This window comes from Endozoicomonas sp. ALB091, from assembly GCF_049310265.1.
Classification (GTDB): domain Bacteria; phylum Pseudomonadota; class Gammaproteobacteria; order Pseudomonadales; family Endozoicomonadaceae; genus Endozoicomonas.
Window position 1 is genome coordinate 197,852 of the sequence record NZ_JBLYNQ010000017.1, and the last position, 27,000, is coordinate 224,851.

General features: G+C 47.3%; 29 protein-coding genes, 7 tRNA genes and 1 pseudogene. 24 read left to right on the forward strand and 13 right to left on the reverse strand.

The window, feature by feature from the left end; translation table 11 throughout:
* Nucleotides 1–252: 252 nt before the first annotated feature.
* Nucleotides 253–1,728, forward strand: coding sequence for an F-box/WD repeat-containing protein (locus ACO6UX_RS24815; RefSeq protein ID WP_422451066.1), 1,476 nt, complete (start codon nt 253–255; stop codon nt 1,726–1,728).
* Between the two features lie 125 nt (nt 1,729–1,853).
* Here the strand turns inward: ACO6UX_RS24815 and ACO6UX_RS24820 are convergent, their stop codons facing one another.
* Nucleotides 1,854–3,320 (reverse strand): M48 family metalloprotease, encoded by a 1,467-nt coding sequence (locus ACO6UX_RS24820; RefSeq protein WP_422451067.1) that lies wholly within the window; start codon nt 3,318–3,320, stop codon nt 1,854–1,856.
* A 401-nt stretch (nt 3,321–3,721) separates the two neighbouring features.
* Here ACO6UX_RS24820 and ACO6UX_RS24825 point away from each other — a divergent pair, with 401 nt between their 5' ends.
* Both ACO6UX_RS24825 and ACO6UX_RS24830 read left to right on the forward strand, forming a co-directional pair.
* A complete protein-coding gene (locus tag ACO6UX_RS24825) occupies nt 3,722–3,949 on the forward strand; it encodes a sulfurtransferase TusA family protein (protein ID WP_101746343.1) in 228 nt (75 codons plus the stop codon).
* A gap of 58 nt (nt 3,950–4,007) precedes the next feature.
* Entirely contained in the window at nt 4,008–5,072 is a 1,065-nt protein-coding gene (locus ACO6UX_RS24830; protein WP_422451069.1) for an AI-2E family transporter, read from the forward strand.
* A 60-nt stretch (nt 5,073–5,132) separates the two neighbouring features.
* On the opposite strand, the gene ACO6UX_RS24835 is transcribed toward ACO6UX_RS24830, so the two are convergent.
* Entirely contained in the window at nt 5,133–5,645 is a 513-nt protein-coding gene (locus ACO6UX_RS24835) for a peroxiredoxin (RefSeq protein WP_269674951.1), read from the reverse strand.
* 261 nt (nt 5,646–5,906) lie between these two features.
* Here ACO6UX_RS24835 and dapA point away from each other — a divergent pair, with 261 nt between their 5' ends.
* Both dapA and bamC read left to right on the forward strand, forming a co-directional pair.
* Nucleotides 5,907–6,782 carry a 4-hydroxy-tetrahydrodipicolinate synthase gene (gene dapA / locus ACO6UX_RS24840; RefSeq protein ID WP_422451071.1) on the forward strand — a complete coding sequence of 292 codons (876 nt, stop codon included), beginning with the start codon at nt 5,907–5,909 and terminating at the stop codon, nt 6,780–6,782.
* A complete protein-coding gene (bamC, locus tag ACO6UX_RS24845) occupies nt 6,782–7,969 on the forward strand; it encodes an outer membrane protein assembly factor BamC (protein WP_422451073.1) in 1,188 nt (395 codons plus the stop codon). Before dapA ends, bamC begins: the two co-directional genes overlap by 1 nt.
* Nucleotides 7,970–8,051: 82 nt before the next feature.
* On the opposite strand, the gene ACO6UX_RS24850 is transcribed toward bamC, so the two are convergent.
* Nucleotides 8,052–9,161, reverse strand: a complete 1,110-nt coding sequence (locus tag ACO6UX_RS24850) for a phosphoribosylaminoimidazolesuccinocarboxamide synthase (RefSeq protein ID WP_422451074.1) — start codon at nt 9,159–9,161, stop codon at nt 8,052–8,054.
* A gap of 775 nt (nt 9,162–9,936) precedes the next feature.
* Between ACO6UX_RS24850 and ACO6UX_RS24855 the strand changes: the two genes are divergently transcribed.
* Both ACO6UX_RS24855 and ACO6UX_RS24860 read left to right on the forward strand, forming a co-directional pair.
* A complete protein-coding gene (locus tag ACO6UX_RS24855) occupies nt 9,937–10,800 on the forward strand; it encodes a co-chaperone YbbN (protein WP_422451076.1) in 864 nt (287 codons plus the stop codon).
* Between the two features lie 169 nt (nt 10,801–10,969).
* On the forward strand, nt 10,970–11,887 hold the full coding sequence (locus ACO6UX_RS24860; protein WP_422451078.1) for a hypothetical protein: 918 nt from the start codon (nt 10,970–10,972) through the stop codon (nt 11,885–11,887).
* 126 nt (nt 11,888–12,013) lie between these two features.
* On the opposite strand, the gene rdgC is transcribed toward ACO6UX_RS24860, so the two are convergent.
* On the reverse strand, nt 12,014–12,985 hold the full coding sequence (rdgC, locus tag ACO6UX_RS24865) for a recombination-associated protein RdgC (RefSeq protein ID WP_163372131.1): 972 nt from the start codon (nt 12,983–12,985) through the stop codon (nt 12,014–12,016).
* Nucleotides 12,986–13,299: 314 nt separating this feature from the next.
* On the opposite strand from rdgC, the gene ACO6UX_RS24870 reads away from it, so the two are divergent.
* The 7 genes from ACO6UX_RS24870 (at nt 13,300) to ACO6UX_RS24900 (ending at nt 14,157) form a co-directional block, all read left to right on the forward strand.
* Nucleotides 13,300–13,375, forward strand: a tRNA-Val gene (locus ACO6UX_RS24870).
* 38 nt (nt 13,376–13,413) lie between these two features.
* A tRNA-Asp gene (locus ACO6UX_RS24875) sits at nt 13,414–13,490 on the forward strand.
* A 120-nt stretch (nt 13,491–13,610) separates the two neighbouring features.
* Nucleotides 13,611–13,687 (forward strand) — tRNA-Asp (locus ACO6UX_RS24880).
* A 44-nt stretch (nt 13,688–13,731) separates the two neighbouring features.
* Nucleotides 13,732–13,807 (forward strand) — tRNA-Val (locus ACO6UX_RS24885).
* 38 nt (nt 13,808–13,845) lie between these two features.
* A tRNA-Asp gene (locus tag ACO6UX_RS24890) sits at nt 13,846–13,922 on the forward strand.
* A 44-nt stretch (nt 13,923–13,966) separates the two neighbouring features.
* Nucleotides 13,967–14,042 (forward strand) — tRNA-Val (locus tag ACO6UX_RS24895).
* A gap of 38 nt (nt 14,043–14,080) precedes the next feature.
* Nucleotides 14,081–14,157: transfer RNA gene (locus ACO6UX_RS24900), tRNA-Asp, on the forward strand.
* Between the two features lie 282 nt (nt 14,158–14,439).
* Here the strand turns inward: ACO6UX_RS24900 and ACO6UX_RS24905 are convergent.
* Complete coding sequence (locus tag ACO6UX_RS24905) at nt 14,440–14,718, reverse strand: type II toxin-antitoxin system RelB/DinJ family antitoxin (RefSeq protein ID WP_422451080.1); 279 nt, start codon at nt 14,716–14,718, stop codon at nt 14,440–14,442.
* A 125-nt stretch (nt 14,719–14,843) separates the two neighbouring features.
* On the opposite strand from ACO6UX_RS24905, the gene ACO6UX_RS24910 reads away from it, so the two are divergent.
* Nucleotides 14,844–14,975: a transposase domain-containing protein gene (locus ACO6UX_RS24910; protein WP_422451082.1), complete on the forward strand. Its 132-nt coding sequence runs from the start codon at nt 14,844–14,846 to the stop codon at nt 14,973–14,975.
* 243 nt (nt 14,976–15,218) lie between these two features.
* Here ACO6UX_RS24910 and ACO6UX_RS24915 read toward each other — a convergent pair whose 3' ends face one another.
* The gene (locus ACO6UX_RS24915) at nt 15,219–15,758 is read right to left on the reverse strand and encodes a DUF6155 family protein (RefSeq protein ID WP_422451084.1); all 540 of its coding nucleotides are present in this window, start codon (nt 15,756–15,758) and stop codon (nt 15,219–15,221) included.
* 799 nt (nt 15,759–16,557) lie between these two features.
* On the opposite strand from ACO6UX_RS24915, the gene ACO6UX_RS24920 reads away from it, so the two are divergent.
* Complete coding sequence (locus tag ACO6UX_RS24920) at nt 16,558–17,253, forward strand: aspartate/glutamate racemase family protein (protein ID WP_422451086.1); 696 nt, start codon at nt 16,558–16,560, stop codon at nt 17,251–17,253.
* Between the two features lie 315 nt (nt 17,254–17,568).
* Here ACO6UX_RS24920 and ACO6UX_RS24925 read toward each other — a convergent pair whose 3' ends face one another.
* The 3 genes from ACO6UX_RS24925 to ACO6UX_RS24935 all read right to left on the reverse strand — a co-directional run bounded on the left by ACO6UX_RS24925 (nt 17,569) and on the right by ACO6UX_RS24935 (nt 19,224).
* Nucleotides 17,569–17,754 (reverse strand): hypothetical protein, encoded by a 186-nt coding sequence (locus ACO6UX_RS24925; RefSeq protein WP_422451087.1) that lies wholly within the window; start codon nt 17,752–17,754, stop codon nt 17,569–17,571.
* Nucleotides 17,741–18,073 carry a hypothetical protein gene (locus tag ACO6UX_RS24930; RefSeq protein WP_422451089.1) on the reverse strand — a complete coding sequence of 111 codons (333 nt, stop codon included), beginning with the start codon at nt 18,071–18,073 and terminating at the stop codon, nt 17,741–17,743. The genes ACO6UX_RS24925 and ACO6UX_RS24930 overlap by 14 nt, the downstream gene beginning before the upstream one ends.
* A gap of 104 nt (nt 18,074–18,177) precedes the next feature.
* The gene (locus tag ACO6UX_RS24935; protein ID WP_422451091.1) at nt 18,178–19,224 is read right to left on the reverse strand and encodes an ankyrin repeat domain-containing protein; all 1,047 of its coding nucleotides are present in this window, start codon (nt 19,222–19,224) and stop codon (nt 18,178–18,180) included.
* Nucleotides 19,225–19,586: 362 nt separating this feature from the next.
* Between ACO6UX_RS24935 and ACO6UX_RS24940 the strand changes: the two are divergent.
* From ACO6UX_RS24940 to ACO6UX_RS24950, 3 genes and pseudogenes are all read left to right on the forward strand, one after another.
* Nucleotides 19,587–20,097 (forward strand): annotated as a pseudogene (locus tag ACO6UX_RS24940) (ISAzo13-like element transposase-related protein).
* A 60-nt stretch (nt 20,098–20,157) separates the two neighbouring features.
* Nucleotides 20,158–20,319, forward strand: coding sequence for an AAA family ATPase (locus ACO6UX_RS24945; protein WP_422451093.1), 162 nt, complete (start codon nt 20,158–20,160; stop codon nt 20,317–20,319).
* A gap of 9 nt (nt 20,320–20,328) precedes the next feature.
* A complete protein-coding gene (locus tag ACO6UX_RS24950; protein WP_422451127.1) occupies nt 20,329–20,790 on the forward strand; it encodes an ATP-dependent DNA helicase in 462 nt (153 codons plus the stop codon).
* Nucleotides 20,791–20,817: 27 nt separating this feature from the next.
* On the opposite strand, the gene ACO6UX_RS24955 is transcribed toward ACO6UX_RS24950, so the two are convergent.
* The 3 genes from ACO6UX_RS24955 to ACO6UX_RS24965 are packed head-to-tail and all read right to left on the reverse strand — an operon-like array spanning nt 20,818 to nt 21,859.
* Nucleotides 20,818–21,138 carry a hypothetical protein gene (locus ACO6UX_RS24955; RefSeq protein WP_422451094.1) on the reverse strand — a complete coding sequence of 107 codons (321 nt, stop codon included), beginning with the start codon at nt 21,136–21,138 and terminating at the stop codon, nt 20,818–20,820.
* Nucleotides 21,129–21,416: an ankyrin repeat domain-containing protein gene (locus tag ACO6UX_RS24960; protein WP_422451129.1), complete on the reverse strand. Its 288-nt coding sequence runs from the start codon at nt 21,414–21,416 to the stop codon at nt 21,129–21,131. The genes ACO6UX_RS24955 and ACO6UX_RS24960 overlap by 10 nt, the downstream gene beginning before the upstream one ends.
* Complete coding sequence (locus ACO6UX_RS24965) at nt 21,416–21,859, reverse strand: hypothetical protein (RefSeq protein WP_422451095.1); 444 nt, start codon at nt 21,857–21,859, stop codon at nt 21,416–21,418. Before ACO6UX_RS24965 ends, ACO6UX_RS24960 begins: the two co-directional genes overlap by 1 nt.
* A 396-nt stretch (nt 21,860–22,255) precedes the next feature.
* On the opposite strand from ACO6UX_RS24965, the gene ACO6UX_RS24970 reads away from it, so the two are divergent.
* The 3 genes from ACO6UX_RS24970 to ACO6UX_RS24980 are packed head-to-tail and all read left to right on the forward strand — an operon-like array spanning nt 22,256 to nt 24,053.
* Nucleotides 22,256–23,620: an AAA family ATPase gene (locus tag ACO6UX_RS24970; protein WP_422451096.1), complete on the forward strand. Its 1,365-nt coding sequence runs from the start codon at nt 22,256–22,258 to the stop codon at nt 23,618–23,620.
* Nucleotides 23,613–23,840, forward strand: a complete 228-nt coding sequence (locus ACO6UX_RS24975; RefSeq protein WP_422451098.1) for a hypothetical protein — start codon at nt 23,613–23,615, stop codon at nt 23,838–23,840. Before ACO6UX_RS24970 ends, ACO6UX_RS24975 begins: the two co-directional genes overlap by 8 nt.
* Before the next feature lie 6 nt (nt 23,841–23,846).
* On the forward strand, nt 23,847–24,053 hold the full coding sequence (locus ACO6UX_RS24980; RefSeq protein ID WP_422451131.1) for an RloB domain-containing protein: 207 nt from the start codon (nt 23,847–23,849) through the stop codon (nt 24,051–24,053).
* A gap of 1,474 nt (nt 24,054–25,527) precedes the next feature.
* On the opposite strand, the gene ACO6UX_RS24985 is transcribed toward ACO6UX_RS24980, so the two are convergent.
* Complete coding sequence (locus ACO6UX_RS24985) at nt 25,528–26,205, reverse strand: HNH endonuclease (protein WP_422451099.1); 678 nt, start codon at nt 26,203–26,205, stop codon at nt 25,528–25,530.
* 157 nt (nt 26,206–26,362) lie between these two features.
* Between ACO6UX_RS24985 and ACO6UX_RS24990 the strand changes: the two genes are divergently transcribed.
* Nucleotides 26,363–26,650: a hypothetical protein gene (locus ACO6UX_RS24990; protein WP_422451100.1), complete on the forward strand. Its 288-nt coding sequence runs from the start codon at nt 26,363–26,365 to the stop codon at nt 26,648–26,650.
* Between the two features lie 191 nt (nt 26,651–26,841).
* The gene (locus ACO6UX_RS24995; RefSeq protein ID WP_422451102.1) at nt 26,842–26,994 is read left to right on the forward strand and encodes a hypothetical protein; all 153 of its coding nucleotides are present in this window, start codon (nt 26,842–26,844) and stop codon (nt 26,992–26,994) included.
* The last annotated feature ends 6 nt before the right edge of the window (nt 26,995–27,000 follow it).

A 27,000-nucleotide genomic window follows, 5' to 3' on the forward strand; every position in this document is an offset into this window, starting at 1 on the left:
ACGTTAGTAGCCATTGTGCAGACTGTTTTTTCATTGGATAGTTCCAAACTCTTTGTCATCTAAATTCCAGAGTCTGAAGAAAATATTGTCCAATTAACGGGAAAAGCTTGTGCAGTTAAATTCGTGCGTCTTCCGGAGGCAAAATTTTGCTTAACTATTTATCGGGGCAAAGATCGGACAGAGTCTTATAACTTGAATTCATTACTTCATACTTGGAAATAAACTCCAGAGTCGTTAACGGTCAGAGGTTCTATGAACAATAAGATTGAGATTGGTGATAATGCTAATTTTTCCCTTCACAGCTGCGGTAGAACAATCCCGTGTCACAATCAGGCAGGAGTAAAAACGTCAGAGAGGGTTTCGGTTGTTCCCCCGGAACAGGTGTCGCCTTTATTGGCATTACCCGATGAACTCCTGATTAAAATTGCTGACAATCTGAGTTTTGTTGATTGGCGAAGCCTGGATTTGACCAGCAGGCGGTTAAATACACTTTTTAACACCGAAGAAAGGCTGAAAATCCTATTCGTTCGATATTATGGATCTCCCTCCGAAGCCTATAGAAAAATAATTGAAAACAGGGGGATACCTGCTCTTCCACACAATGAAATCAAGAACCCTTTTTTACGACTTGCCTGTGGCAGATACGTAAGCAATGAATACCTGGCTTCTCTGGGAAATGATGCCTCGCAAACCTGTGTGAAGACGCTGTCTGGGCATACTGGCGAGGTGATGTCAGTCACGCCACTGGCTGATGGGCGGCTGGCTTCTTGCGCTGCTGACGAAACCGTAAGGGTGTGGGATCTGAGCAAGCCCGATGGGTCGCAATGCGTGATGACGCTGAATGGACATACTGGCATTGTTTACTCAGTCACGGAATTGCCTGATGGGCGGCTGGCTTCCTGCTCTGATGATGAGACCGTAAACGTGTGGGATCTGAGTAAGCCCGACGGGCAGCAATGCGTGGCGACGCTGCGTGGACATTCCTATCACGTGCGCTCAGTCATACCATTGGCCGATGGGCGGCTGGCTTCCTGCGCTACTGACAAAACCGTAAAGGTGTGGGATCTGAGTAAGCCCGACGGGCAGCAATGCGTGGCGACGCTGCGTGGGCATACCGAGGGGGTGAGTTCAGTCACGCAATTGCCCGATGGGCGGCTGGCTTCCTGCGCTGGTGACCATACCGTAAAGGTGTGGGATCTGAGTAAGCCTGACGGGCAACAATGCGTGGCGACGCTGAATGGGCATACCCAATGGGGGACATCTGTCGCGGCATTTGACGATGGGCGGCTGGCTTCCAGCTCTCTTGACAAGACCGTAAAGGTGTGGGATCTGAGTAAGCCCGACGGGCAGCAATGCGTGGCGACGCTGAATGGGCATACCCAATGGGTGAAATCTGTCACGGTATTGGCCGATGGTCGGCTGGCTTCCTGCGCTGGTAGCTATCATGATGTCTATTTGGGTGACGGCACTGGTGACAAGAGCATAAAGGTGTGGGATCTGAGCATGCCCGATGGGCAGCAATGTGTGGCGACGCTGAATGGGCATGAAAGCTGGGTGAACTCAGTCACGCAATTGCCCAATGGGCTGCTCGCTTCCTGCTCTGAAGACAAGACCATAAAGGTGTGGGATCTCAAGGCAGCGGCTATGTGTGTCGACGCTGAAGGGCATACTGACGGGGTGAACTCAGTCACGGCAATAGCCGGGCAGCTGGATTCCTTCTCCCTCTGAAAGAAGAAAAATCGTTGCTTGATAATGAAAAAAATACCAGTGCTATCTGAGCTAAAAGTCACCGTGCAGCGGCCTGCCCTGGAGCCATTTTTCAGGACCAGGCAGGAGCGTCTTCTGGATATTGATTATGAATTTCTCATTTTCTGGCGATAGTTTTGCATATCCGTCAGCTTTTGCTGAAGTTTTGATTTGAGCGAGAAGTTATCCCCTGACATCTTTAATGCATACTGCAGGTGTCTGATAGCATCATCCAGATTGCCATTCAGGAAGAAGTACTCAGCCCTTGACTGATGCAGGCCGACAATGTCTTCTGCCAGCCCCTGAACTTCCGCCAGCTCAAACCAGATGTCCGGATCGTCCGGACGGAGGCGGCTGAGTTTCTGCAGCTCATCCCGGGCACTGGCATAATCCTGTTGTTGCAGCAGAATTTCTGCCCGGGTGGCCAGCAGCGGGTAGCTTTGTGGGTTGGTACTCAATGCCTGGTCGATGCGTTTAAGACCCTGGCTGGCTTTTCCGGAGGCGGCTTGGACCAGGGACTGAGTCATAATCAGATAAGGGTTATCAGGGTATTGTTGCAGCAGAAGATTCATTTGCTGCTCTGCGACCGTAAAGTTTCGGGTTTTCATGCTGGCCAGCACCAAACCATACCGAGTGGGAGCCAGGCTGGCTGCTGATGTGGCGGTTAATCCGGACTCTAATTCCTTGTTCAGCTGTCTGGCCATTTCATGATGGTTGTTGCTGTTCAGGACGGCGGCACGGACTCGCATGAATTGGTAGTTTTGTGAGCCTTTCATAGTTTTTAACTGCTGGTCTGACATCTGGTCAGCCCGTGCCCGGGAGTCTGCGATACGGTTTTCTGTCACCGGGTGTGTCAGCAGGAATTCTGGAGGACGGCTGCCGTAGCGGCTGGCTTTGTTCATTTGTTCAAAGATTTCAGGCATCGCCTGTGGGTCAAAGCCGGCCCTGGCAAGGGTGGTGATGCCGATGTTATCCGCTTCCCGTTCAAACTGGCGACTGAAACGAAGCCGTGCACTTTGCATTCCAGCCACGGTTGAGGTCAGTGCTGCGGCACCGGCATCTCCCCCTGCGGTGGCCATGATCAGTATGGACCCAAGAATGGCGGCGGCATTGGGGATGCTTTTGTTCCGTGCCTCTTCAACATTGCGGGCGTAGTGACGCTGGCTCAAGTGTGCCAGTTCGTGTGCCAGAACGGCGGCAAACTGGGCTTCGGTTTCGGCATTGAGAAACAGGCCGGTGTTGACGCCAACAATGCCGCCCGGGGCGGCAAAAGCATTCAGGACCGGGCTGTCAATCACCAGCGGGACCAGCCGGTGATCTTGCAGTTGGCTGGCAGCGGCCAGTCGGAAGATAAGGTTTTCCAGGTAGTCTTTCAGTTGCGGGTCAGAAACCATGGGGGTCTGATTGCGCAGGGCTTTTAACCATGACCGTCCGAGCTCATGCTCTTCCTGTTGGGAAATAATACCCGACGTGCTATCACCCAGGCTCGGCAGGTTGAGGTTGCTGCTCATGGTGACGCTGGAGTAGGTCGATAGTACCGCGGTCAGTGCTGTGGCTAATATAAGTACTGACAAAAAGCCCGCTCGTTTCATAGAATATCCATACCCGTGTTTTCTACAGTACACTTTATCACGAATCTGTTTATGGTTGAGTAATATAAGTAGCTGGCCATATGGAATCATATATTTCTGGCTACTTGGGCAGGTGCTATGCGAGGCACAACGGAGGGAGCATAGCCGTAGCTATGTGACCGGAGTTGTAACGAAGCAGAGTGCCTGAACAAGGAGTCAGAAATATATGATTTCATATGGTTAGCTACTTAAGTAGTCATAATAGTGGTTGTTCATAGACGGGATATTTCCTCTTTTAACCAGTTGCCCGCTAAAGTGCTTAAACAGTTTTGACGGTTAAACTGTCGTTGATATTCACGTTGGGTGTTTTTACTGTTGCAGCCTGTAAAGAATGAGTCGTTATTATGGATGTTGATCAGGAGCTTGATCTTAAGGGTATGAACTGTCCACTGCCACTGCTGAAAGCCAAACAGGCACTCAGTCGAATGCAGTCAGGTCAGGTTATCAGAGTGTATGCGACAGATCCCGGTTCGGTCAGGGATTTTGCCAGCTTTGCTAATATCAGCGGGCATATCCTGCTGGCCAGTGAAGAAGAACACGGCGTTTATATCCATACATTGCAGCATAAGTAGTAAGGGATTTGAGTTGAATAATGAATCTTGAGTCGTTGAATAACTAACGGAGCATTTGATGCTGAATGTCATTAAGGGATGGTTGCACAGCTATCTCTCGGATCAGGAAGCGATTGTTCTTCTGATCCTGTTGCTGGTTGGCTTTGTTGTTGTGCTGACCATGGGAAAAATGCTGGCACCGGCATTGGCTGCTTTGATTTTTGCGTTTCTGATGCAAGGCCTGGTGAACTGGCTTGAGCGACAGCGAATGCCTCATCTTCTGGCCGTTAACCTGGTTTTTACCGGATTTGTTGCCGCGTTGTTGCTGGTGATTTTTGTGGTGGTGCCACTGGTGTGGGAACAGGTGACACACCTGTTAAATGCCATGCCAGGCATGGTTCGCCAAGGGCAGGCGTTGCTGGTGAGTTTGCCAGATCTATACCCCGGTTTTGTTTCTGAACACCAGGTCAGCCTGCTGGTCACAACCATTAATAAGCACCTGGCCGACTTTGGTCAGTGGGTATTGTCTTTTTCGCTGTCCAAGCTCCCCGGTATTGTTGCTCTTCTGGTCTACCTGATTCTGGTGCCTATCCTGGTTTTCTTTTTTCTCAAGGATAAAGAGGTTTTGCTGGGCTGGATGGCCGGTATTCTCCCTCGCCGTCGCAGGCTGATTGACCAGGTTGCTGATGAGATGAATGACCAGATTGCCAACTATATCCGGGGGAAGGCGATAGAAATTGTTATTGTCGGGGGTGTCAGTTATGTGCTGTTTGCCCTGTTAGGGTTAAGCTATTCTGCGCTTCTGGCGGTGATGGTCGGTTTCTCGGTTGTTGTGCCCTATATCGGGGCGACCGTGGTGACGATTCCCGTTGCCATTATTGGTTTTTTCCAATGGGGGTTGGATGATCAGTTTGTGATTCTGATGGTGTGCTATGGGATCATTCAGGCGCTGGATGGTAATGTGCTGGTGCCGCTGCTGTTCTCTGAAGCGGTGAACCTTCATCCTGTTGCTATTATTATTGCCGTTCTGGTGTTTGGCGGTTTGTGGGGGTTCTGGGGAATCTTTTTTGCCATTCCTCTGGCAACCTTGTTAAAGGCGGTAATGAATGCCTGGCCGACAGTGGCGGATGTGGAGTTAAGTTAAAGACAACTACTGAAAAAGTGGGCAATGCCCGCTTTTTCAGTCCGCAAGAGAGTGTTTTTATTACTCCTCTTCATTGCTGTTGTCACTGCTGTCGGTCTGCGCCTGAGTGTCTACCATTTGTGCGGCCTGCAGAACATCTTCAACATGCCCTTTAATGCGAACCTTTCGCCACTCGTGTTGCAGTACACCATTGCTATCGATCAGGAAGGTGCTTCGCTCGATACCCATATACTCCTTGCCATACATCTGCTTTAACTTGATGACGTCAAACAGTTTGCAGAGCGTTTCATCTTTATCGGAGATCAGCTCAAAAGGGAACTCGTGTTTGGCCCGGAAGTTTTCATGAGCCTTGATGCCATCTTTGGATACGCCAAAGACCAGCGTGTCTGACTCTTGAAATTGGCTGTAATGATCTCTGAAGGCCTGTCCTTCACTGGTACAGCCTGGGGTATTGTCTTTTGGGTAGAAAAACAGGACGACTTTACGGCCTTTGAGTTCAGAGAGTTTGACCGTCGTGTCGCTGGTCGCTTGGGCGGTAAAGTCAGGAACGGGTTGGCCCAGAGTTACGCTCATGTTTTATCCTTAGTCGCTCTCATTAGTCATTATTAATTTCAGGGGAGTTAGTTTAAACCATCACTGAAAAAAAGGCAGGTCTTAAAAGGTATTCAAAAATTTTAAGCTTTTTCTCTTCTTTTTTTCCCAACTTTTTATCTTATTCGACTTCAGTTTTTCAACAAAGTTCAATAAACAGCCTGGCCGGGATGGATTTCGGCCTTGTGAATGTAAAAGGGCGTTAGTAACATTACGCAAGATTCTGCCTTTAGGAGTGAACTGATGATTACCGGGAGCCTGGTGGCTATTGTTACCCCCATGTATGGCAATGGTGAGCTGGACTGGGAGAGTATGCATGCCCTTGTAGAGCATCATATTGACCAGGGGACGGATGGGATCGTAGTGGTGGGTACCACGGGTGAGTCAGCCACTCTGACGGTGCAGGAACATTGTGAAGCCATAAAACGCATGGTGGACCAGGTGAATGGCCGGATTCCCGTGATTGCCGGTACCGGGGCAAACTCAACCGCAGAGGCCGTCCACCTGACGGCGGAAGCCAAGGCACTGGGCGTGGATGCCTGTTTGCTGGTGACCCCTTATTACAACAAGCCGACTCAGGAAGGGCTTTACCTTCATTACCAAACGGTGGCTGAATCGGTGGCGATTCCCCAGATCCTCTATAATGTTCCCGGCCGAACGGCGGTGGATCTGCTGCCGGAAACCATTGGTCGCCTGAGCCAGCTGGACAATATTGTCGGCGTTAAGGAAGCCACGGGCATTGTTGAGCGTGGCCAGCAGATTCGGGCGTTGTGTGGTGAAGACTTTGCCATCTACTCCGGTGATGATGCTACCGGTATGGAGCTGATGCTCCAGGGGGCAAATGGCGTTATCTCTGTAGTCAATAATGTTGCACCAAAGATTATGCATGAATTATGTGTTGCTGCCACGGCGGGCGATCGCAGTACAGCAGAAGCGCTCAATGCCCGGATTGAAGCATTGAGCAGTCAGCTCTTTCTGGAAGCCAATCCGATTCCAGTAAAATGGGCATTAAAGGAGATGGGGATGATCAAGGACGGTATTCGTTTACCATTGACGCCCCTGTCGGAGTGTTATCACTCCGATGTTAGAAGTGCACTGCAAAAGGCGGGGTTGATTTGATGGTTCCAGGTCAAAGGATCAGTGAGTTGCCAAGGCATGCCCGGTTGGGCCTGTCTGTTGTGATCAGCGCATTGGTGCTGACAGGTTGTGCCAACCCTTTTGGCCAGCAGGGGTATCTGCGGGATCGTGCCGGAGACTACATCGAGGCGCAGACCGCTGAGCCCATCACCTTGCCGGCGGGAACTCAGGCCAGGGAACTGGGGGATATTCTGGTGATTCCAGAGGCTGGCCTGACTGACCAGAAACTGCCACGGGAGTTCGAAGTTCCAAGGCCTTCCCAGCGGTTGATGTTAAAAGAAGGTGATCATTACAGCCTTGAACGCGATGGCAGTCAGGAATGGTTGTCCGTTGATCGTGGGCCGGGTGAAGTGTTGCCTGGTGTGCTGGGCTATATTGAATGGCTGATGGAAGAGCTGGGTGTTGGCATTGCCAGCACAGAGTTTGACAAAGGCATTGTTGAAACCCAGTGGCATGACTTTGGCAAGGATAAAGATCACGGTGTGATGTACCGGACATTCGGTAAGTTATTTGGTGCTGATGATCTTGAGCCGATGGAAGAACGCTTTCGCTTTGAGGTTCGCAATGGCCTGAAAGGCGGAACCACGGAGGTTTATGTCTATCATCAGGGTCGGCCATTGGCTAAAAAAGGGAAACCGGCTGCGACTCCTGAGAACTGGGATAACCTGGGAGAGCCAAGCAAGCGGAAGGCAAACGATGTGCTCTCAGAGATGCTGGTTTACCTGGCACGGGATGATGTTCAGTCATCGGTTTCTCTCCAGGCTCAGGGGCTTGATATTGCTTCAGTCACAGAAGCGGGCCGGGATGGTAATGGTAACCCGGTGCTGACGGTACGTGGCCTGTCCTATGCCCGTGTCTGGGACGCTGCTGCCAACGCTATGGATAATGCTGGACTGAAGGTTGTTGATCGTAACCGTTCCGCCGGTCTTTTCTATCTTGCTGACAGTGTGCCACAACTGGAACAGGAGCAAGAGAAAAAGAGCTTCTGGTCAGGTTGGTTCAGTGATGATCAAGACTCCGATGTGTCTGATGAGCAGAAAACGCTGACGGTCAGGGTGAGTAATTACTCTGAGGCGGTTCAGCTTTCTGTAGAAAAGGATGTGAATACCTCAGCGCCTGCAGATGTCAGTCAGAGACTGCTCAAGGTGATTCAGGACAATCTTCAATAAATAATGATCTTCAATAAATAAAGCAGGCGTAAGCCTGCTTTATTGCATCTATCCCTGAACGACAGTTGTTCCTTTTGATGGTTTATCTGGCATCGATCAAACCATATTCCTTATCCAGAATTTCAATAATCTCGGCCTTGGGGTTGTCAGAAAGTTTGAGAGGCTTACCGGTAATCTTTTCAGCAATCGCTGTGTAGGTTCTGGAAAGGTCCATTAATGCGCTTTCCGGCAGTGCGTGATCTCTGGCAAGGGCTTCCCGCTCCGGCATTCGCTCTTTATTCAGCAGGATATCAGGCTCAGGGAAGTGATTAAGCAGAAACTGCCGGAAGCTCTCTTTTGAATTTTCAATCACCTCGCCCTGACGATAGGCTTCACCGTCCCAGATTCTGGAAGAGTCCGGCGTGCCAACCTCATCCATATAAATCAGCTTTTCCTGTCCACGGGCATCGGTGACGTAACCAAACTCAAATTTGGTATCAACAAACATCTGGTCCAGGGCAGTCAGGGACTGGCTGATAACCGTGAAGCCTTCCTGAAGCAGGGTTTCGTAGCGGTCAATATCATCAGGATGGCGAAAATTGAAAGCCCTGTAATTACCTTCCAGGTCCTTGCGGGTAATATTGACGTCATCCGCCTCAGGGACTCCGGGAATGCCTGTTAACACCCCCTTGGTTGATGGGGTAATCAGTAGCCCCGGCAGTGGTTGATCTTTCTCCAGCCCTTCCGGAAGTCGTATACCGCAGAACTCCCGTTCGCCTTTGCTGTAGGCCCGCCACATTGAGCCGGTAATATATTGACGACCGATGGCTTCAATCATTACCGGTTGCGCTTTCTGGACAATCCAGACCAGTGGATGAGGGATCGCCAGGATATGGCTGTCCGCCAGGCCATGTTGTTTGAAGAGATTGAACCAGTGGTTCGAGATCGCATTCAGCGCAGCGCCTTTGCCGGGGACACCGTTCAGCCCCCCCTCACCATGCCAGATACAGTCAAAGGCACTGATTCGGTCAGAAATAACCATAATGGCCAGTGGTGCATCGGCAGCGACATCATAGCCTTGTTCGTTGATCAGTCGTCGGCTGTCCGCTTCGGTAAGCCAGTAAACGGAGCGTACCTTGCCGGAGTGAATAGGAAGGTCGGTGCGAATCGGGAGATCGTTGTTAACGGCCAGGACCTTATCAGCAAGACTCATTGCGGCTACCTGTTCTGTATTCTGTTTTGTAATGTCGATTTATCACCCATGATGGTGATACAGCTCTACCCGGCGCAAGGGGGGGGAGGTACGGTTGGAAATCATAGCAAATAACCCGTGTTCTCTGTACAGGAAAAAGAAGCAAAACCACTCTGCAGATCGTGAGGGGGCTGCTCAGTTTGGATCGGGTTTATTAATAACTGTTTGTTATTTAGACATCGTCCCGGAGTTTTCGGCGGATGGCTCATGGCTCTTGTTCAAGGGGGGAGGAAAATTTTTTTATGCACAAATGTCAAGCGATTGACGTGTATTTTTTTTCGCTGCCATAAGTGACTGATTTTGTAAGTACTTATCCTAAGTCCATGAAAAATATAGAAAAAAAATAGATCAAAAAATAACCAGTTTAATAAAGGGGTAGTAAACATCGGTCTTTGTGACGGGTTGTGAGTGATCATCCACAAACTTATCCACAGATTCTGTGGGTAAAGTAATGATCGCGATGTTGGCTTGAAGTCTGTTAATACAAAGTACTGTTAATTCCAAGATATTCTTAAAGAAAAAGTTTGTGCTGCCGGGTCGATTCTCCGGTGGCTTGCGGTGAAGTGTTTAATCACATTGCTTCAGACGGAACCGGGGGCAAAAAAAACAGCGAGTTAAAAATGCTGACAAAGGCCTTATCGTCAGCTGAAAGTATCATTATTATTGCCTCATCGTTTAGTGGTCATTGCTGCTGCAAAGGCCCTGATCCCAGCAGAATTTCAAGGTGGCAAATGTGATGAATGAGCAAAGCTTCGTGGTGGATGTAACAGAAGCGAATATTCAGGAAGTGCTCCAGCAATCCGCAGATCAGCCCGTGCTTCTCTATATAGGTATGCAGAGTGATCCGGCCTGTTCGGCGCAGCTGGGTGTTCTGGAAGCGTTGGCTGCTGCTTACCAGGGGAAGCTGATACTGGCGAAAGTGGCCGCAGAAACCGAGCAGATGCTGGCGCAGCAGCTGGTGAGTCAATTGCAGGTAAGAGCGTTACCCGGACAGGTGGTTTTGCACCAGGGAAGACCGGTTAAGGTGTTCAGTGGACCTCAGTCAGAAGAGCAGCTGCGTGAAGTGCTGGATCCGTTGACAATGAGTCCGGCAGAAATGATTCGCCAGCAGGTTGAAGCGCTGATGGCTGAAGGCGAAGCTGGCCAGGCACTGGAGTTGCTCCAGAACATTTTGCAGGATGAGCCTGATAACCATGCCCTGCAAGTGTTGCAGGTAAACCTGCTGCTGGAGCTGGGACGTATCGACGAAGCCCGGCAGTTGATGGCGGTGCTCCCCGCCGATGCAGAAGGCATTGCCCAACCGAAAGCCAAACTGGCTTTCTACGAAATGGTTGCGGACGCCCCTGCCCGGAATGAGTTGGAAGCCCGGCTGGCGGATAATGACAATGATCATGAGGCTCGCTACCAGCTGGCGATCCGGTTGGTGATTGCTGACCAGAATGAAGAGGCACTGGAGAATTTGCTGACGATTGTTCGTCGGGACCGTGAATTCCGTGAAGACGGTGCCAGGCTGCTGATGTTGCAGGTGTTTGATCAGCTGGGGCAGGGTAATCCGATCGCCAAGCGTTATCGCGGCAAGCTGTTTGGTTTAATGCACTGATTTTGTCTCACCAAATCTTGATCCTCCACTCGCATTCCCGGACTCAGTCTCCTGGAATGCTCGTGCTATCTTTTCTGAACTTTATATTGATCCTGTGGTCAAAAAAGTAAGAGGGCCATTCTTTCACCCGGATTGGTGTCGAGATAGCAGTTGAATCAGGAGGTTAATAATGAATTGTTTGTACGATGGAGCAGCTGCAATCGGCAGTGCTGTCGCTTACGTCCTGAAACAACCTTTGCGCCTGATCAGCTATTTTTGCGGCCGGGTTGTAGCGGGATTATCAGCAGTCAAAAAAAAACTGTTTGGCACCGTCGGGGAAAGTCAGCCATCCACCATTGACCTGTACCAACGGTCGGTTTCAATACCAATGGCTGGCCAGTCTCTTGTGACGGGCGAGCCATCGGTAATGGTCGAGAATACTGACCGCTCAAAACCTGCTGCCGGTCACGATGCTAATCTGAAGCCTGATCCCGGGTCACCGGTTAATTTCCCCCAGTGCATCAACATAGGGTTTCTGGGGGTCGACTGCGGGGGAAAATCGGCTTTGATTAATCTTCTGCGTGATGTGGATGTTAATGCGACCGACGCAGCCCGGGAAACCGTTGTTCGCTCCAAGCAACGGGATACCAAGCGCTACCGGCTAAATAAGACACCTGTTTATTTGTGTGAACTACCAGAGATCAAGGCAGATTATAACCCGGAGGCAATGGCCAAACGTTCAGGCCTCCTCGCCTATGATGCGGTGATTGTTCCTCATTGTTTCAACACCGTACGTTCTGATGCTCTTGCTACTATGATAAGTCAGGTGAAAGAAGCGGGTATCCCACTCTATTTCGTTTACACTAAAATGGATAACGCTATTGCGAGTATTCGCAGTGAAGAAAGAAAGTCGAGTCCCTCTTTTTATCAGGATCTTGCTACCGGGGTTAAGGCGCAGATAAAGCGTAATTTCCAACACGTCATCGGATCAGATTTCAGCGATGACAATATTTTTATCAGCGGCTTCCCTTCCGGCAGCAGAGAATTTGATGTGCCACAACTAAAACAGCTTCTTGGTAGCGTCCAGAAAAGAACAGGGAGCGGTTGAGAGGTGGCGCTTTTGCTACTTGGCAGCGTTGGCTGTCGTCAAAACCAGAAGGCAATTCACAGGCAAAAATCATCAAGCGCACAGAGGGAAACTCTCTAACCGTCGTGCGCTTTTTGCTTCAACCGCTTAAACGGTCTCTTTTTCCGGGATTTCCACCGAGAAGCTGGCCACCTCCTGTCTTTCCAGTGCTTCTTCGCTTATTCCTCCAAGGTTTTCCACCAGTTCATCCAGCATTTGTTGCAACGTCAGCGTCATGATGGCGAAGTCAGCGTCAAACTGTTCGGCTGCTGTTTCAGCGTTAACTTCATCTAGCTGTTCCTGAACGGAGTCGGTGAACTTCAGTTTACGAATGACCAGGTCATCACCAAGCACAAAGCTCAGGGCATCATTCCAAATCAGCGCCATTTTGCTGACCTGTTTTCCTGCCTGAAGGTGAACCTCAACCTCTTCACCAATCAATTCCTGTTTACTGACTTTTACCTGTCCCCCTTCATCGCCGGGCTCACGCAGCTCACACTCATCACCGAGCACCAGCTTGTCAGGCATGGGGATCTCCTGGGCCAGCCAGCGTGTCATGGCATGGGATGGCATGTTTTTCAGTGGCGGGTTAATAATCGGCAGACTGCCAAGGCATTCACGCAGGCAGGAAGTCAGCTCTTCAGCTTTCTTGAATGAAGAGGCATCCACCACCAGCCAGCCTTTTGCCGGATCAATATAAGCAAAGGTGTTCTGGCTGCGGCTGAATGCTTTGGGCAGCAGTTCCATCAGTACATCGTCTTTTAATGCTTTTTTCTCTTTGCTGAAAACCTGGCGGTCCTGTTCCTGTTCAATCTGTTCAACTTTTTCTTCCAGTGCTTCATTGATCACGCTGGCGGGAAGAATTTTCTCTTCCTTGCGGGCGGTGATCATAACGAACCCATTGCCGGCATGGGTCAGCAGTTCACCCTGTTTGCCTAACGGAGGAACCCAGCCATAGGTGCTCATATCCTGACTGCCACAGCTGCGAAAGCGTTTCTGGCGGAGTTGCTCTTCAAGATCGTCAACGGACGTTTTGAATGGCTGGGTAAACCGGTAAAAGATAAGATTTTTAAACCACATGATCGTTTCAGAATCCTGATTGGTCGGAAGTTTGGCCGCTTTCCATATCGTCCCATCCCTGTTCTCCCATATGGTCGGGCTGCACTTCCGAGTATGGGCTCAAGGCTGTGATGGAAAGCACATGTTAACAAAACCTGACCGTAAATTAGTTATTGATATTGATAAAGAAACAGAGGGTATAAAAAAAAGTTTTTAATAACTGTTGCGTATCAACAGGTTAGCTGCTTATAATTCGCCGCGTTGTTGAGAGGGGCTCTCGGGAAGCTTGAGAGAACAAAGCAAAGTTCTCAACAATCTCTTTGATTAAGAGTTCAGGGTGATTAGCTCAGCTGGGAGAGCATCTGCCTTACAAGCAGAGGGTCGGCGGTTCGATCCCGTCATCACCCACCAGCTAGAAACTAGTATCTAGAGACTAGAAACTAGACAGCGGACCGGTAGTTCAGTTGGTTAGAATGCCGGCCTGTCACGCCGGAGGTCGCGGGTTCGAGTCCCGTCCGGTCCGCCATTTCTATTGCGTTGTTGGTGTTAACAAGTCCTGAGTGGGGCTTGATATCGGGGAGAGTTCTGGTAAAGTCTCCCTCCCTCAGTACTGATGACAGTGCTGGGATGATTGAAAAGTTTCAGCGGACCGGTAGTTCAGTCGGTTAGAATGCCGGCCTGTCACGCCGGAGGTCGCGGGTTCGAGTCCCGTCCGGTCCGCCATTTTATGCCTGTGTTGAGAAGCAGGTGAGCAGAGCAAAAAATTTGGGTGATTAGCTCAGCTGGGAGAGCATCTGCCTTACAAGCAGAGGGTCGGCGGTTCGATCCCGTCATCACCCACCAGCTAGAAACTAGTATCTTGAAACTAGAGACTAGATAGCGGACCGGTAGTTCAGTCGGTTAGAATGCCGGCCTGTCACGCCGGAGGTCGCGGGTTCGAGTCCCGTCCGGTCCGCCATTTTATGCCTGTGTTGAGAAGCAGGTAAGCAGAGTAAAAAATTTGGGTGATTAGCTCAGCTGGGAGAGCATCTGCCTTACAAGCAGAGGGTCGGCGGTTCGATCCCGTCATCACCCACCAACTAGAAACTAGTATCTGGATACTAGAAACTAGATAGCGGACCGGTAGTTCAGTCGGTTAGAATGCCGGCCTGTCACGCCGGAGGTCGCGGGTTCGAGTCCCGTCCGGTCCGCCATATACCTTAACCCTTACGATACCTGTCGTAAGGGTTTTGTCGTTTATAGGACCTGTAAACAAAGGGTTAAACACATGATGCTGTGGTTTGTGGCCTTTCGTTTTTAAAGCTAATTTCCCCGTTTTTCTTACTTTTCTCTCTCCTCTCTGAAAAGCTGTGGTCTGAGCCCTTCCGAGAAATCAGGTTTGAGTACCAATAACATGACCTACGGTAATAATATCTGCAATGGCCAGCTTGGTGATCTTTTTAAAGTCCATCTTGAACTGATTGGAATATTCCAGGCTATACATCACTTACCTTGCCATCAGTCAGCTCATTCATTAAGGCACTGACAGATTCGGCGCTGTGGCCTTTGCCTTCATCAAGTTCTTTCATTGCCGCCACCGAGGTTTTATTGGGCTGCTGAACTCGCACTTCAAACGGGATGCCACCGTGATTGATGACCGCCTTGGCAAAGAGCTTAATGGCCTGAGAAGTACTTAAACCAATGGCTTCGCAGATATTAGTAAAGGCAGCCTTGGTATCGTGATCGATACGGGCGCTGAGCATTTCCTGCCTCATTTTTCACTCTCCATAAGTTAAATATGTCTTACATTGTTATACATTGTACGACAAGTTATAGAAGGATATCGGAGATATTCAAGTGCAGTGGATGCCGCTTCCCTGGTTAAAGAAAAGGAAATCCGATGGCCATTAACAATAACGATGACAGCCTGATCGAAAGCGCGAAGGCCAATGGGCTGGAACCGTTCGAATTTTTGATAAGTGCAAGCTTTGATAGAGCCGCATCTTCAGTAAATATATCGGTAGTCGTTTGATTAAATTCGCTTTGGTTAGCTACTTAATATCCTGTTGATTGGCTTCATTCCTCTGACGGATAAACGACGCTTTGATGGAAGCTGCTTCAAATCATCAATGCTACACCGACCATCAGCCTCTGGTTCATCTGCAAGGATCGGTAGAGCGAGTTACTTTCCATAGCGAAGCCAGCGGATTCTTTGTGATATTGCCTGAAAAGTTTGGACTCGATTAGGTTAAAGTAGAAAGCACGTCATGACTCGTCAATCAGCGCTGATGGAATAGGTGTCATAAGTTTCTGATAGCGTATCATGGAAGCCCCAGCCCATATCATGAGTATCTCTTAAGATGCTACGCAATCGGTCATCAAAATCATGAAAGAGATCTTCTTTGACAATGAATTTGATGGCGCTTTCATACATGCTTTCCATACTGCAATAAAAAGGTTCATCAATGTCGCCATACTCTTGGGTGCACCAGACGCCAGATTCCACAAATGTGAGCATGATGTCGGCAAGGCCAGCATTAGAACAGGATATTTTTTTGTAGTCTGAGATCGCTTTCCTGGCAACGGATGCTCTCATGGAGGGGAATTGCCTACGCCCCGATGGGATGTATTCATCCCTGACGATCTTTTTGTATTTTTCCAACACTGCGGAATCGTCATTAAAGAATGAGGCTTGGTAGAACTCTTTTATGTTGGCAAATTTCTTATAGAGATGGGCAATTTCTTCGACCAATTCATTCTGGTTCTTTTTCCTTAACTGTTTCTTCAGTTCAGTCAATGTTGGCTTTTTGGACATTTGTATAATCGCTCATTAAGAGACAGGCCAATGTTAGGGTGGTGACTTATAGCCTTATGAATGGTCAATTTCAACCACTTCTGGTCTGATGGATAAGTCAATGTTTGATGAGCTGCTGGCCAGCGTCCAGGAGCTGGATGATATTCGAGAACGAAAAAGCCAGCTGCAAGAGTGACTGGGTTTCCAGAGGTTGAAGTAAGAGCGATTCTTGAGAAGTTAGGGTTGAGTCAGGCGAAGTTTGCCTTGCTGATAGGTGTCAGCAAAAGACTCTGGAAAACTGGGAGCAAGGGCGTCGGCAGCCAATGGGGCCAGCCAAAGCACTGCTGAGAATTTTTGCGGTAGATCCGAAGGGGACTTTGAAAGCACTGCATGGATAGTTTCAAGGTACAATGGTTCTGTTAATGTTGGTTATCAAAACATTCCGCAGCCTTTTCCCTCGCCACCGCCATACACCTTGACCCTTACGATGTCTGTCGTGAGGGTTTTGTCGTTTATAGGATCTGTAAACAAAGGGTTAACAGCACCCCGATGGAGTTTTCACACTCCCCACAAACAAGCTATTTTCCCCTGTTTTTACCGTTTTCTCTATCCTCTTAGAAAAAGTGGAGGAATTGGCCCTTCGAGTCCTCCACTTTTTTTGTATTTCAATATCAGTAAGTTAGGTTACAATTTGCCGGAGGTCGCGATGGAGGTTTCAGTTCTCTCATTTGGTAGGCTCTCGGGACTGCGGGCGAACTTTTATACGTTTTTTTGTGGAGTTTGTGCAGAACCTCTCTGGTTATATCGGTAAATATTAATAATGAAAACGATTGGATTGATTGGTGGGATGAGTTGGGAGTCAACTCTAAGCTACTACAAGGGAATTAATGAAGGCGTTAAGACGTCTCTTGGGGGGTTACATTCAGCCAAGGTTGCCCTCTACAGTGTCGATTTCGCTGAAATTGAGAAGCTTCAGCACCAGGGTGAGTGGGATAAAACAGCAGAGATTCTGTCCGCTGCGGCTCGTTCTGTTGAAGCAGGTGGGGCTGATTTCTTTTTAATTTGCACTAACACCATGCATAAAGTGGCAGAGGCTGTTGAAAAATCCGTTGCCATTCCTCTGGTGCATATTGCTGATGCAACCGGCGAGCTTCTTGTCAAAGATGGTATAAAACGGGTTGGTTTATTGGGCACTCGCTTCACCATGGAGCAAGCGTTTTATAAAAATCGCTTGTCGGACAAGTTTGGTATAGACGTTGTTATTCCGGATGAAACTGAACAGGAGGTAGTCCATCAGGTCATTTACACGGAACTCTGTCTTGGACAGATCAACAACGCTTCCCGCAACCAATATTTGAAGATCATTAGCAGTCTGCATAACCAAGGGGCTGAGGCAGTAATTCTCGGTTGTACTGAAATTGCCTTGTTGGTTCAACAGACCCATACGACCATACCACTGTATGACACAACAGAAATACATACCCAGAAGGCAGTGAAGTTAGCGATTGTTGAATAAAATAAACGGGTGGTAAATCGTAGACCGCTTCGGAAGTGCGTATGCCGGAGCATTGCTGGAAGAAATAGCGCCTCATCAATCGCTTGATGAGGCTTCAGGGGCTATGCTTGCAAGTTTGCTGAAATGCTCTCGCTGTTCGGTCCAAACGGAAGATCAGGTTAGAACGGCGTTATTTGATCTGCTGACAAAGGAGGATGACGTATTGGATAACACGTTAACTCCCAATCAGCAGAATCAAGCGATTAAGCCCTTGTTTGATACCCGGGTTGTTTCCCGGAAACGTAACAGCGCATTGTCTCCAGTACCCGGTTGACGTTACGGATTTTGAAAGAAGTCAATAAGACCCAGTTGAAACTGGAAATAACGTCGGGCTATCGCCACGGCTGCGCCATGATGCACCGACAGGCCATACTGGCCACTGAATTTTGTCCGCCCTATCACCGACGTGTAAGCCGGGTTGATCCTGGCCAACCGCCAGACGTTGCTCTTAGGTTTTGCCATAGGTGTGACAGGGAATGGTCCATTTGTTCAGCGGGTTACCGTAGCGGTCAATCAACGCCAGGGCCTGGTGGTCGGAGTTGATATCAAGACCCATCGCACTGGCTTCCGGGCGGGTACACGGATGACCTCGTATCGCAGCCGTTGTCACCAGCAACCGCCAGCCTTTCTCATCACGGGCAAACCGAAAGGTCAGTGCCTGGCCATAGTGTTTATACAGGTCTCCAAACTGATCCGACCGGCCTTTAAGCCCAACGTCTGCCCTTCCGTTTTTTAAGCTATTTCCAGAACACTCTTTAAAGAGCTGGAAGCACTCCAGCAAACACTTAACACCAAGGATTCAGCAACTCCCAAACATCAATTAGTGCATCCTTGCATTGTGTGCTTTAAATTTCTGGGCAGTCCGTGGCCATGCCAGCTCAGAAATCAGACCAGATTACATGGGAGCGTCCAAGTGGAAGTTTCAGGTGGCTGATCCTGCTCGCCCTCGTGTTTTTTCTCCATATAAAACTCTTGCCAGGGACCATCAGGATAGCCAAGGTCCTTAAAATATTTTCGTGTATAACTATCATTTCTATCCAATTGACTCTCATAGTCTTCCAATGCTTTGGCCTGATCATCTTTTAACTGCTGTGCATAGATTAACCTCTTGACATTACCATCCGATTCTAGGAAAACTCTGCGCTTATCAAGCAATACCTCCTTAATCAGGTCAGCTGGAGTCTTCCCGTCATTATCCAGCTGCAACAGTGTTGACCTTCCAGTGCCGTCCAGCTGATTTTCCAGCAGATACTCAAAGACCTTCGGATGTTGCTGCTGTGTAGCGAGATGCAGCAGACTGCTCTGGCTGTTTGTGCTGTGCATCAGATGGTCGTCGTAGTAAACCTGGCGAAAATCTCGCCTGAGACAGTCACAAAGCTCGGACACCACGTCCAGGCTACCATTCGCGGCGGCCAAGCTTAGTAAGCTATCGCCGGTATTATTTACCGTATTATTGATTTTTCCAGCAGCTGACAGTTCGTGAATTAATATAAAAGCACCCTCATTCCAGCTGTTTAACAGGGCAAAATGCAAAGGAGTGTCAGCGTTCATGGCAGGTATACTCTTACCATCCTTTGTAGTAATTGCCAGTTCGTCCACATCAATTGCGGAGGTGCATTGATCAATGATGTCCGAACATTGAGGGTCAGCAAGTACTGCCTCAAGCAGCACCTTATCCTTTGCCAGGCAGGCAATGTGGAGCGGAGTAAGCTGATGGGGAAGGTTCCAGCTATCCACCAGACGACCATTGGGGGTAAGTAGTTCGGCAGCAACATCCTTGGCATTGTCAAGAAACGTCCCTACCTCTGCTGACTTCAGAAACTTGCTCGCCGCCTCTGTGAACTCAGGCACCGCTGATGCCTTATCAGATTCATACATGGGGCCCAGGACATTCTCCGGGGGCAGATTAATTACACCACCAGTACCATTCATAATATGCTCCTGTGTTAACTTATCAGTTGGAGCAGGTTCCCGGTAGAAAGTTCCCTTCAATCGTTTTTCTCGTTTTTCTTACTTTTCTCTCCTCTGTGAATGAGTCTTTGTCTGATGGCTTTCTCGAGCTGGTGGAGATGATGAGCCATCCACTTTGGGCTGATCCCGATATTCAGGCCATAGAAAACGCAGACGTATAGGGTGCTTAAAATTTTGACTGAGTATCATTGAAAATCAGCAATTACGCAAAATTGCAATGTTACTCGCGGATAAGTCGGCTGTGCTTAGTAATTGTCCTGAAATAATTTCTACATTTCCCCAGTCAGGGCAATGGCAAAGTTATACCACATGGGATATACGACTTGGGCAAAAACAAGTCAGTGGTTCATTTAAATACCAGTAAAGACACGTCTGAATTTTCTTGTGAGTGCATTGCTCTCTGGTGGCTTGAGCATGGACAGAAAGACTATCCAAATGAAGATGAGATATTAATTATGTGTGATGGTGGCGGTAGTAATAGTTCATCGTCGTACCTGTTCAAAGAGGATTTGCAAGCACTCTCCGATCGATTGAATTTAAAAAATCGTATTGCACATTATCCACCCTATTGCTCAAAGTACAATCCAATTGAACATCTTGTATTTCCTCATGAGAAGAGCCAGCAGTGGTGTACCTCTGGAAAGTATCGAGACAGCAAAGCACTATATTGAGAAAACTGAAACGACGACAGGGTTGAAAGTAGTCGTGAAAATAATCGATACGGTCTTTGAAAAAGGGCGTAAATACGCCGCTGATTTCAAAGAGAGGATGAGCATTCAATTTGATAAATTTCTGCCAAAATGGAATTACACTGCTGTACCAGGTGGAAAATGAAATGTCGATTTTATTTCGGGACAATTACTAAAGGGAAATTCCGCTTGGTCAGGCATTGCTATGGATAAAGCCATCCCTTGGGTGGAAGAGAAAAATAACATCCAACTGTCTGACTCCCAGAAAGGGGCCATTGGACTGGCGGTTCAGAATAAGTTTTGCATTATCACCGGTGGTCCCGGTGTGGGCAAAACGACGGTGGTTTACAGCATTCTGAAGATTTGATTGAGTAATGTGGCGTTACAGGAAGCATTGAACCCAAATGCGCTACCACGGGTTACCCGGTATGGCTGGACCTATGCACCGGGGGATAAGGTGATTCAAACCGTTAATAACTATGACAAGGAAGTGTTCAATGGCGACATTGGTCAAGTAAAAAGCATTGATATTGAAGAGGGCGAGCTGATGATTGAGTTTGATGGGCGGGAGGTGCTTTACCCTGTCAATGAGTTGGATGAAGTCTCCTTGGCTTATGCCACGACCATCCATAAAACTCAGGGTTCGGAATATCCTTGTGTGGTGATACCCATGGCCATGCAGCACTTCACTCTGCTGGAACGTCATCTGCTCTACACCGGAGTGACTCGGGGGAAGCAAATGGTGGTGCTGGTTGGGCAGCCCAAGGCGGTGGGGATGGCGGCCCGAACTCGCAAATCAAACTACCGGTTGACTAATCTTCAGACTCGATTGGGTTAAAGTAGAAAGCACGCAATGACTCGTCAATCAGACCAGATTACATGGGAACGTCCAAGTGGAAGTTTCAGGTGACTGAGCCTGCTTACCCTCGTGTTTATTCTCCATATAAAACTCTTGCCAGGGACCATCAGGATAGCCAAGGTCCTTAAAATATTTTCGTGTATAACTATCATTTCTATCCAATTGACTCTTATAGTCTTCCAATGCTTTGGCCTGATCATCTTTTAGCTGCTTTGCATAGATTAACCTCTTGACATTACCATCCGATTCCAGGGCAACTCTGCGAATATCAAGCAGTACCTCCTTAATCAGGTCAGCTGGCGTCTTCCCGTCATTATTCAGCTGCAACAGTGTTGACCTCCACTGCTGTTCAACTGATTTTCCAGCAGATACTCAAAGACCTTCGGATTTTGCTGCTGTGTAGCGAGATGCAGCAGACTGCTCTGGCTGTTTGTGCTGTGCATCAGATAGTCGTCAAAGTAAACCAGGCTAAACTCTCGCCTGAGACAGTTACAAAGCTCGGACACCACATCCAGACTGCCATAGGCGGCGGCCAGGCTTAGTAAACTACTGCCGGTATTATTTACCGTATTATTGATTTTTCCAGCAGCTGACAGTTCGTGAATTAATTTAAAGCACCCTCATCCCAGCCGTTATACAGGGCAAAATGCAAAGGAGTGTCACCGTTCATGGCAGGCCTTTTCTTATCATCCTTTGTAATTGCCAATTCGTCCACATCAATTGCAGAGGTGCATTGATCGATGATCTTCCAACATTGAGGGTCAGCAAGTGCTGCCTTAAACAGCACCCTATCCTTTGCCAGGCAGGCAATGTGGAGCGGAGTAAGCTGATGGGGAAGGTTCCAGCTATCAACCAGACGATCATCGGGGGTAAGCAGCTCGGCGGCAACGGCCCTGGCGTTGTTAAGAAACGTTCCTACCTCTGCTGACTTCAGAAACTTGCTCGCCGACTCAGTGAACTCAGGCACCGCTGATGCCTTATCAGATTCATACATGGAACCCAGGATATTCTCCGGGGGCAGATTAATTACACCACCAGTACCATTCATAATATGCTCCAGTGCTAACTTATCAATTGGAGCAGGTTCCCGGTAGAAAGTTCCCTTCAGTCGTTTTTCTCGTTTTTCTTATATTTCTCTCCTCTGTGAATGAGTCTTTGGCTGATGGTTGTCTCAAACTGGTGGAGATGATGAACCATCGACTTTGGGCTGATCCCGATATTCAGGCCATAGAAAAAGCAGTCGTATAGGCCGCTTAAAATTTTAGAGTTAGTATCTGGTCGATTTTGTCAGTTTTGCTGCAGAGCCATAAATAATATGGTGTATTCCTCTGTGTGCTTGAAGAGATTGCTTTGCATGAGAAATGGCCTGTTTTAGTGTAAAAAATTATGAATTTATGAGAAATATGCCAATCTTTAGGAGAAAATATCACCTAAAGACTTTATTATGCTTTTGCGATTCTCTGTTGAAAACTATCGATCCTTCAGGGACAGGGTGGAGCTATCCATGGTTCCAAGCCGGGTTCGCACCCATTCTGGTCATGTTATCCCGCCTGGCAATCCAAAAGATATTGGTGCCCTGAAAGCAGCTGTCATCTATGGGGCCAATGCTTCAGGCAAGTCTAATTTGATCAAGGCTATGCATTTTGCCCGATTGATGATTGTCCAGGGTAGCCCGCAGGGGAAAAATCTAAACTATGACCCATTCCTGCTGGATAAGGATTGCTCTCAAAAACCATCACGTTTTGAGTTTGAGATCAAATGTGGCAAGAATAATTATGCTTATGGCTTTATGGCAGATAGCAAGTTTATTCAGGAAGAATGGCTGTACAAAATAGATAAAAAGGGTGAGTCCCCTGTGTTTGTTCGAACAAATGAACATAGTATTTCGTTTCCTGCCCTTAAGTTTAAGAGCAAGTACGATGAACAGTTTTTATCATTCACTGCCAAAGCGACTCCCGGACACCGGCTGTTTTTGTTTGAGTGTCAGGATCGTAATGTGATCAAGGCATTAGATTACATTAAGCCTTTAACGGAGGTTAATGATTGGTTTCATCATCGACTCAATATTGTTTTTCCTGATTCAAAGTATCATGGTCTGGAAATGGCCGTTCATTCTGATGATACCGTTAGTAGTCTTCTGGCAAGTGTACTCAGAAGCTTCGATACAGGTATCAATGATCTGTCATTGAAACAGGTCGATTTGATCAAAGATGTCTATGATATTCCTGACCATATTAAACAGGATATTATGGCAACCTTAGAAGCTGGTGAGGCCTCTTTGGTGTCAACCCCTGATAGTACCCTGTATCAGATTCTTAAAAATCAGAATGGTGAAATCAATACGTTTAAACTGATGACATCACATAAGAATCATCAAGGTGAATCTGTCGATTTTGATATCAATCAGGAGTCTGATGGCTGTCAACGTATTTTAGATATTGCCCCCGGATTATTGGAGCTCTTTTCGCAAGAAAAGGTTTATGTAATAGACGAAATAGATAGAAGTTTGCACTCAGAAATAACGATGGCGATTCTGAGTCAATTTCTATCATTAACCACTGGTCGACATAGCCAGCTGATTGTCACAACTCATGAGTCTAACCTTCTGGATGTGGGCCTCATACGACGGGATGAGATATGGTTCGCACAAACAAGCTCAGCGGGCATATCCAGTTTGTACTCGTTGGAAGAGTACCAGTCCAGACCGGACAAAGATATTCGGAAAGATTATCTGGTAGGGCGTTTGGGCGGTGTCCCTGTAATTAAAGATGGCTTAAATAATCTGGTCAAAGGTATAAATAATGGCTAGAGAACCCCGCCCATTCACACGTATTCGAGGTGTTCGTGATCCATCCTTAATCGTCATTGCCTGCGAAGGTGCAGCAACTGAGCCGGTCTATTTTCAGGGTGTGGCTGACAAGTCTGATGCGCTTGGTTCACGTCTCAAACTGAAGGTTTTACCGCCTCGGGAGGGTAATCTCAGCGCTCCCAGGTATGTTTTGCAGCAGATGAATACGTACAAGAAGTAATTCGGTATTGGTACTCACGACGAACTTTGTCTGGTGATTGATCGTGATCAGCAGGCATGGGAGGAGAAAGCCATTTCTGAAATTGCAAAGGCCTGCGATCAGAAGCAGTACCTTTTGGCATTAAGCAATCCTGCATTTGATCTCTGGCTTCTTCTGCACCATTTGGATGTGTATGCATTGGCGCAAGAAACAGGAACAGCTATATGCCAATAAAAAAAGTGCTCTTAAACGAAAGATAAAGGAATATGTTCGGTCCTATCAGTCTTCAGCACCAAATATTGATGATTTTTGGGATCTGACAGAGCAGGCAATAATATATGCAAAAAAATTGGATGAAGATCCAACATCACGCTGGCCTAACGGATTGGGAACGCGAGTCTACTTAACCCACTTTCACCACCAAAATAACGTAATCATTTGATTTTGAAGCATATATTCTATTCGAATATATGGTTGGCACGATATTTAATCGTTTAAAATCAAAATGTTACCAAGGGGTGGTGAAGGTCGGACTTAATTTTAGAGAAGATCCTTTTGGCCAAAGAGAGGTTAGCATAAGAGTTTTTACTGTTATATCTGAGCTGGTTAATGGTACGAATGCCATGTTTTAGTGTCGGCTTTTCCCAACCTCTGGTATGAATTATAGAAAAGTCAGCATACGCCCTGAGTATGGGGTTGCCAAAATCAATGGTTAGCTCAATCGCCTGCTCTCCAGTTGCCAAGTAATATTTTCTGCATCAAACAGGGTAGCGGTTCTGGCCGGTCCGGACTGATCATCATTTTTGTGCTGTTGATTCAAACTGAACTTCCTTTTTGGTCAGAATCGTGTTGTCAGTTGTTACGATTCTGGAGACGGTGTCTGTGTGTCTGTTTATTGGCAAGATAAATCCCATAAAGATCTGTTCTTAGGGTAGACATTAAGGCAAATAAAGCAGTACTTACAGTGCAGAACTCATCCGGAACAGCCAAAATAAAGCTTCGAAACCATTATCAAGACTGAATAAGATGAGTACTACAAATAGTAGATTAGTTGAAAAAAATGCTGACCTGTTTTGATCAGTCAGAACTCCTCAGTATGGCGGAACAGCTTGGTTTTACTATACGGCAGCGAGATATCCGTCCTTTGGATTTTTTCTCTCACTGATCGATGCCCTCTCTGGTGATGGAATCTGCGACACCCAGGCGGATCTGCACCGTAAATTTAACGAGTTGACGGGTCTGAATATCTCCTATCGCTCTTGGGCAAATCAAGCTAAAAAAGACGCACTGCCTGCTCTTGTCTTGTGGCTATGGATGCAGTGCCTGGAAATATTTTCCCGCAAAGTCATGGCGTTTGATGAGATCACCTGAATGCAGGCCAGTCCATTTTAAGGAATTGTCTTTTAATAAGTTCCCGGTTTCCGTTCACCCTGAAGCTTGTCGAAGGGTAGTGCCACCGAACTTTGACAAGCTCAGTCCGAACGGAGTCAGGCAATGAAAATAGGGAAGTTATTTCCAGACAACTCCTTACATTTCTCTCCTCTGTGAATGAGTCTTTGGCTGATGGCTTTCTCAAACTGGTGGAGATGATGAGCCATCCACTTTGGGCTGATCCCGATATTCAGGCCATAGAAAACGCAGTCGTATAGGGTGCTTAAAATTTGGACTGAGTATTATTGAAAATCAGCAATTACGCAAAATTGCAATGTTACTCGCGGATAAGTCGGCTGTGCTTAGCATACAAAGCTACCAGTTTGGTAGTCATAGACTGACCGTAATGAAATTCTCGATGGCAGTTAGGGCACAAGGCTATGGCGTTAGTTACCCTATCGGACCCTCCATCTGCCAAGTGTCTCAAATGATGTACTTCCAAAAAAGGTTCACCTTCAGCAGTGAGAAATGGAGCTTCACTGTCACAGCACTCACAATAGCCATTTGCTTCTTTAAGAACCCAGGCTTTTACTTTTGGGTCTCGCTGGTACTGGGTTACTTGAGTAGTAACAATTTGAGGCTTAAACTCTCCAAGTGGTTTTGAAAGTGTTTTTTTCTTTTTTAACTCAGAAACCTGGCTTTCAAACGTCGCTTGACCAACATAACTTTTGCTTTCTGCTTTTGATATCAGTCTTTCGATAAGTTCTATGTGGTTGGAGCCAACATTCTTTGCAGGTTTTAGTCCTTTAACCCATTTTCGTCCCATAAGAGACATAACATAAGAGATATTCTGCATTCGATACTCAAATGCTTTTTCGGTTCTGCCGAACCGTTTTGATAGGTCGGAGTAGTAATTTTTTTTAATATAATGTTCGTTTTTTGTGTCTTTTTTATGCATGTCCATATAGGCAAGCACAGAAGCTTCAAGTTCTTCTTCAGTCCATATTGTTGTCACAGTTATTTCCCTAAAATTTAATTTGGTAAAAATGGTGTAATCTGAATTTGATAAAAGTTGTAAGTTTCTATAATTTTACAATTTTAATTGATCTTGTTACAAGCTGCTAATGATACTTACTGGTTTTCGTTAAGGGATAGTTATAGAAGGTCAAAATATGAGCAAACTAATTGATGGGCATAAAGCTTCCATAGAAGAAGTAAATGATGAGTTTTCAGAATTTTATAACGATGGGGCATACGGTTCTGGAGATCAGGAAATTCTCAAGTACGCTGATGAATATGCTTACCAGAGGTATGGTATTAGTGCTGTTGATATAATTTGTGGCGGAGATATGAAAGAGTTTTTTGCGAAGTGGTACGATGAAAAAATTGGTGTTGAGGCTATACGGCGGTTAATTGATGAGCAGGCAGAGAAATATGATTTAACTATATTTAGGTTGTAATCCATAGATAACTAACCAGAGGCTCCCAATTCTATGACCATTATATTCTCTGATTATGATTTTTGAACCAGAATGACATAGGGCGAAATGCCCGTAAAGCACGCAAAGTAACTCTGGAAGTGAACAAGAAAACCGCTACGATTCAATCACCCTTGTTGGCCATGGCCAGGAAAAGCCGCCGGTAAGAATGGTTGAAAGATGCTGATTCCATTGCCTTGCAGCAGGCCATCATTAATCTGGATAGGGCATTTCAGAACTTCTTTAGCCTCAAACTTGAAGCCGGTAAGCCTCGCTTCAAATCCAAACATGGTCAGGAACAGACGACTGGCCTAAGCTATCTCTGATGCCGG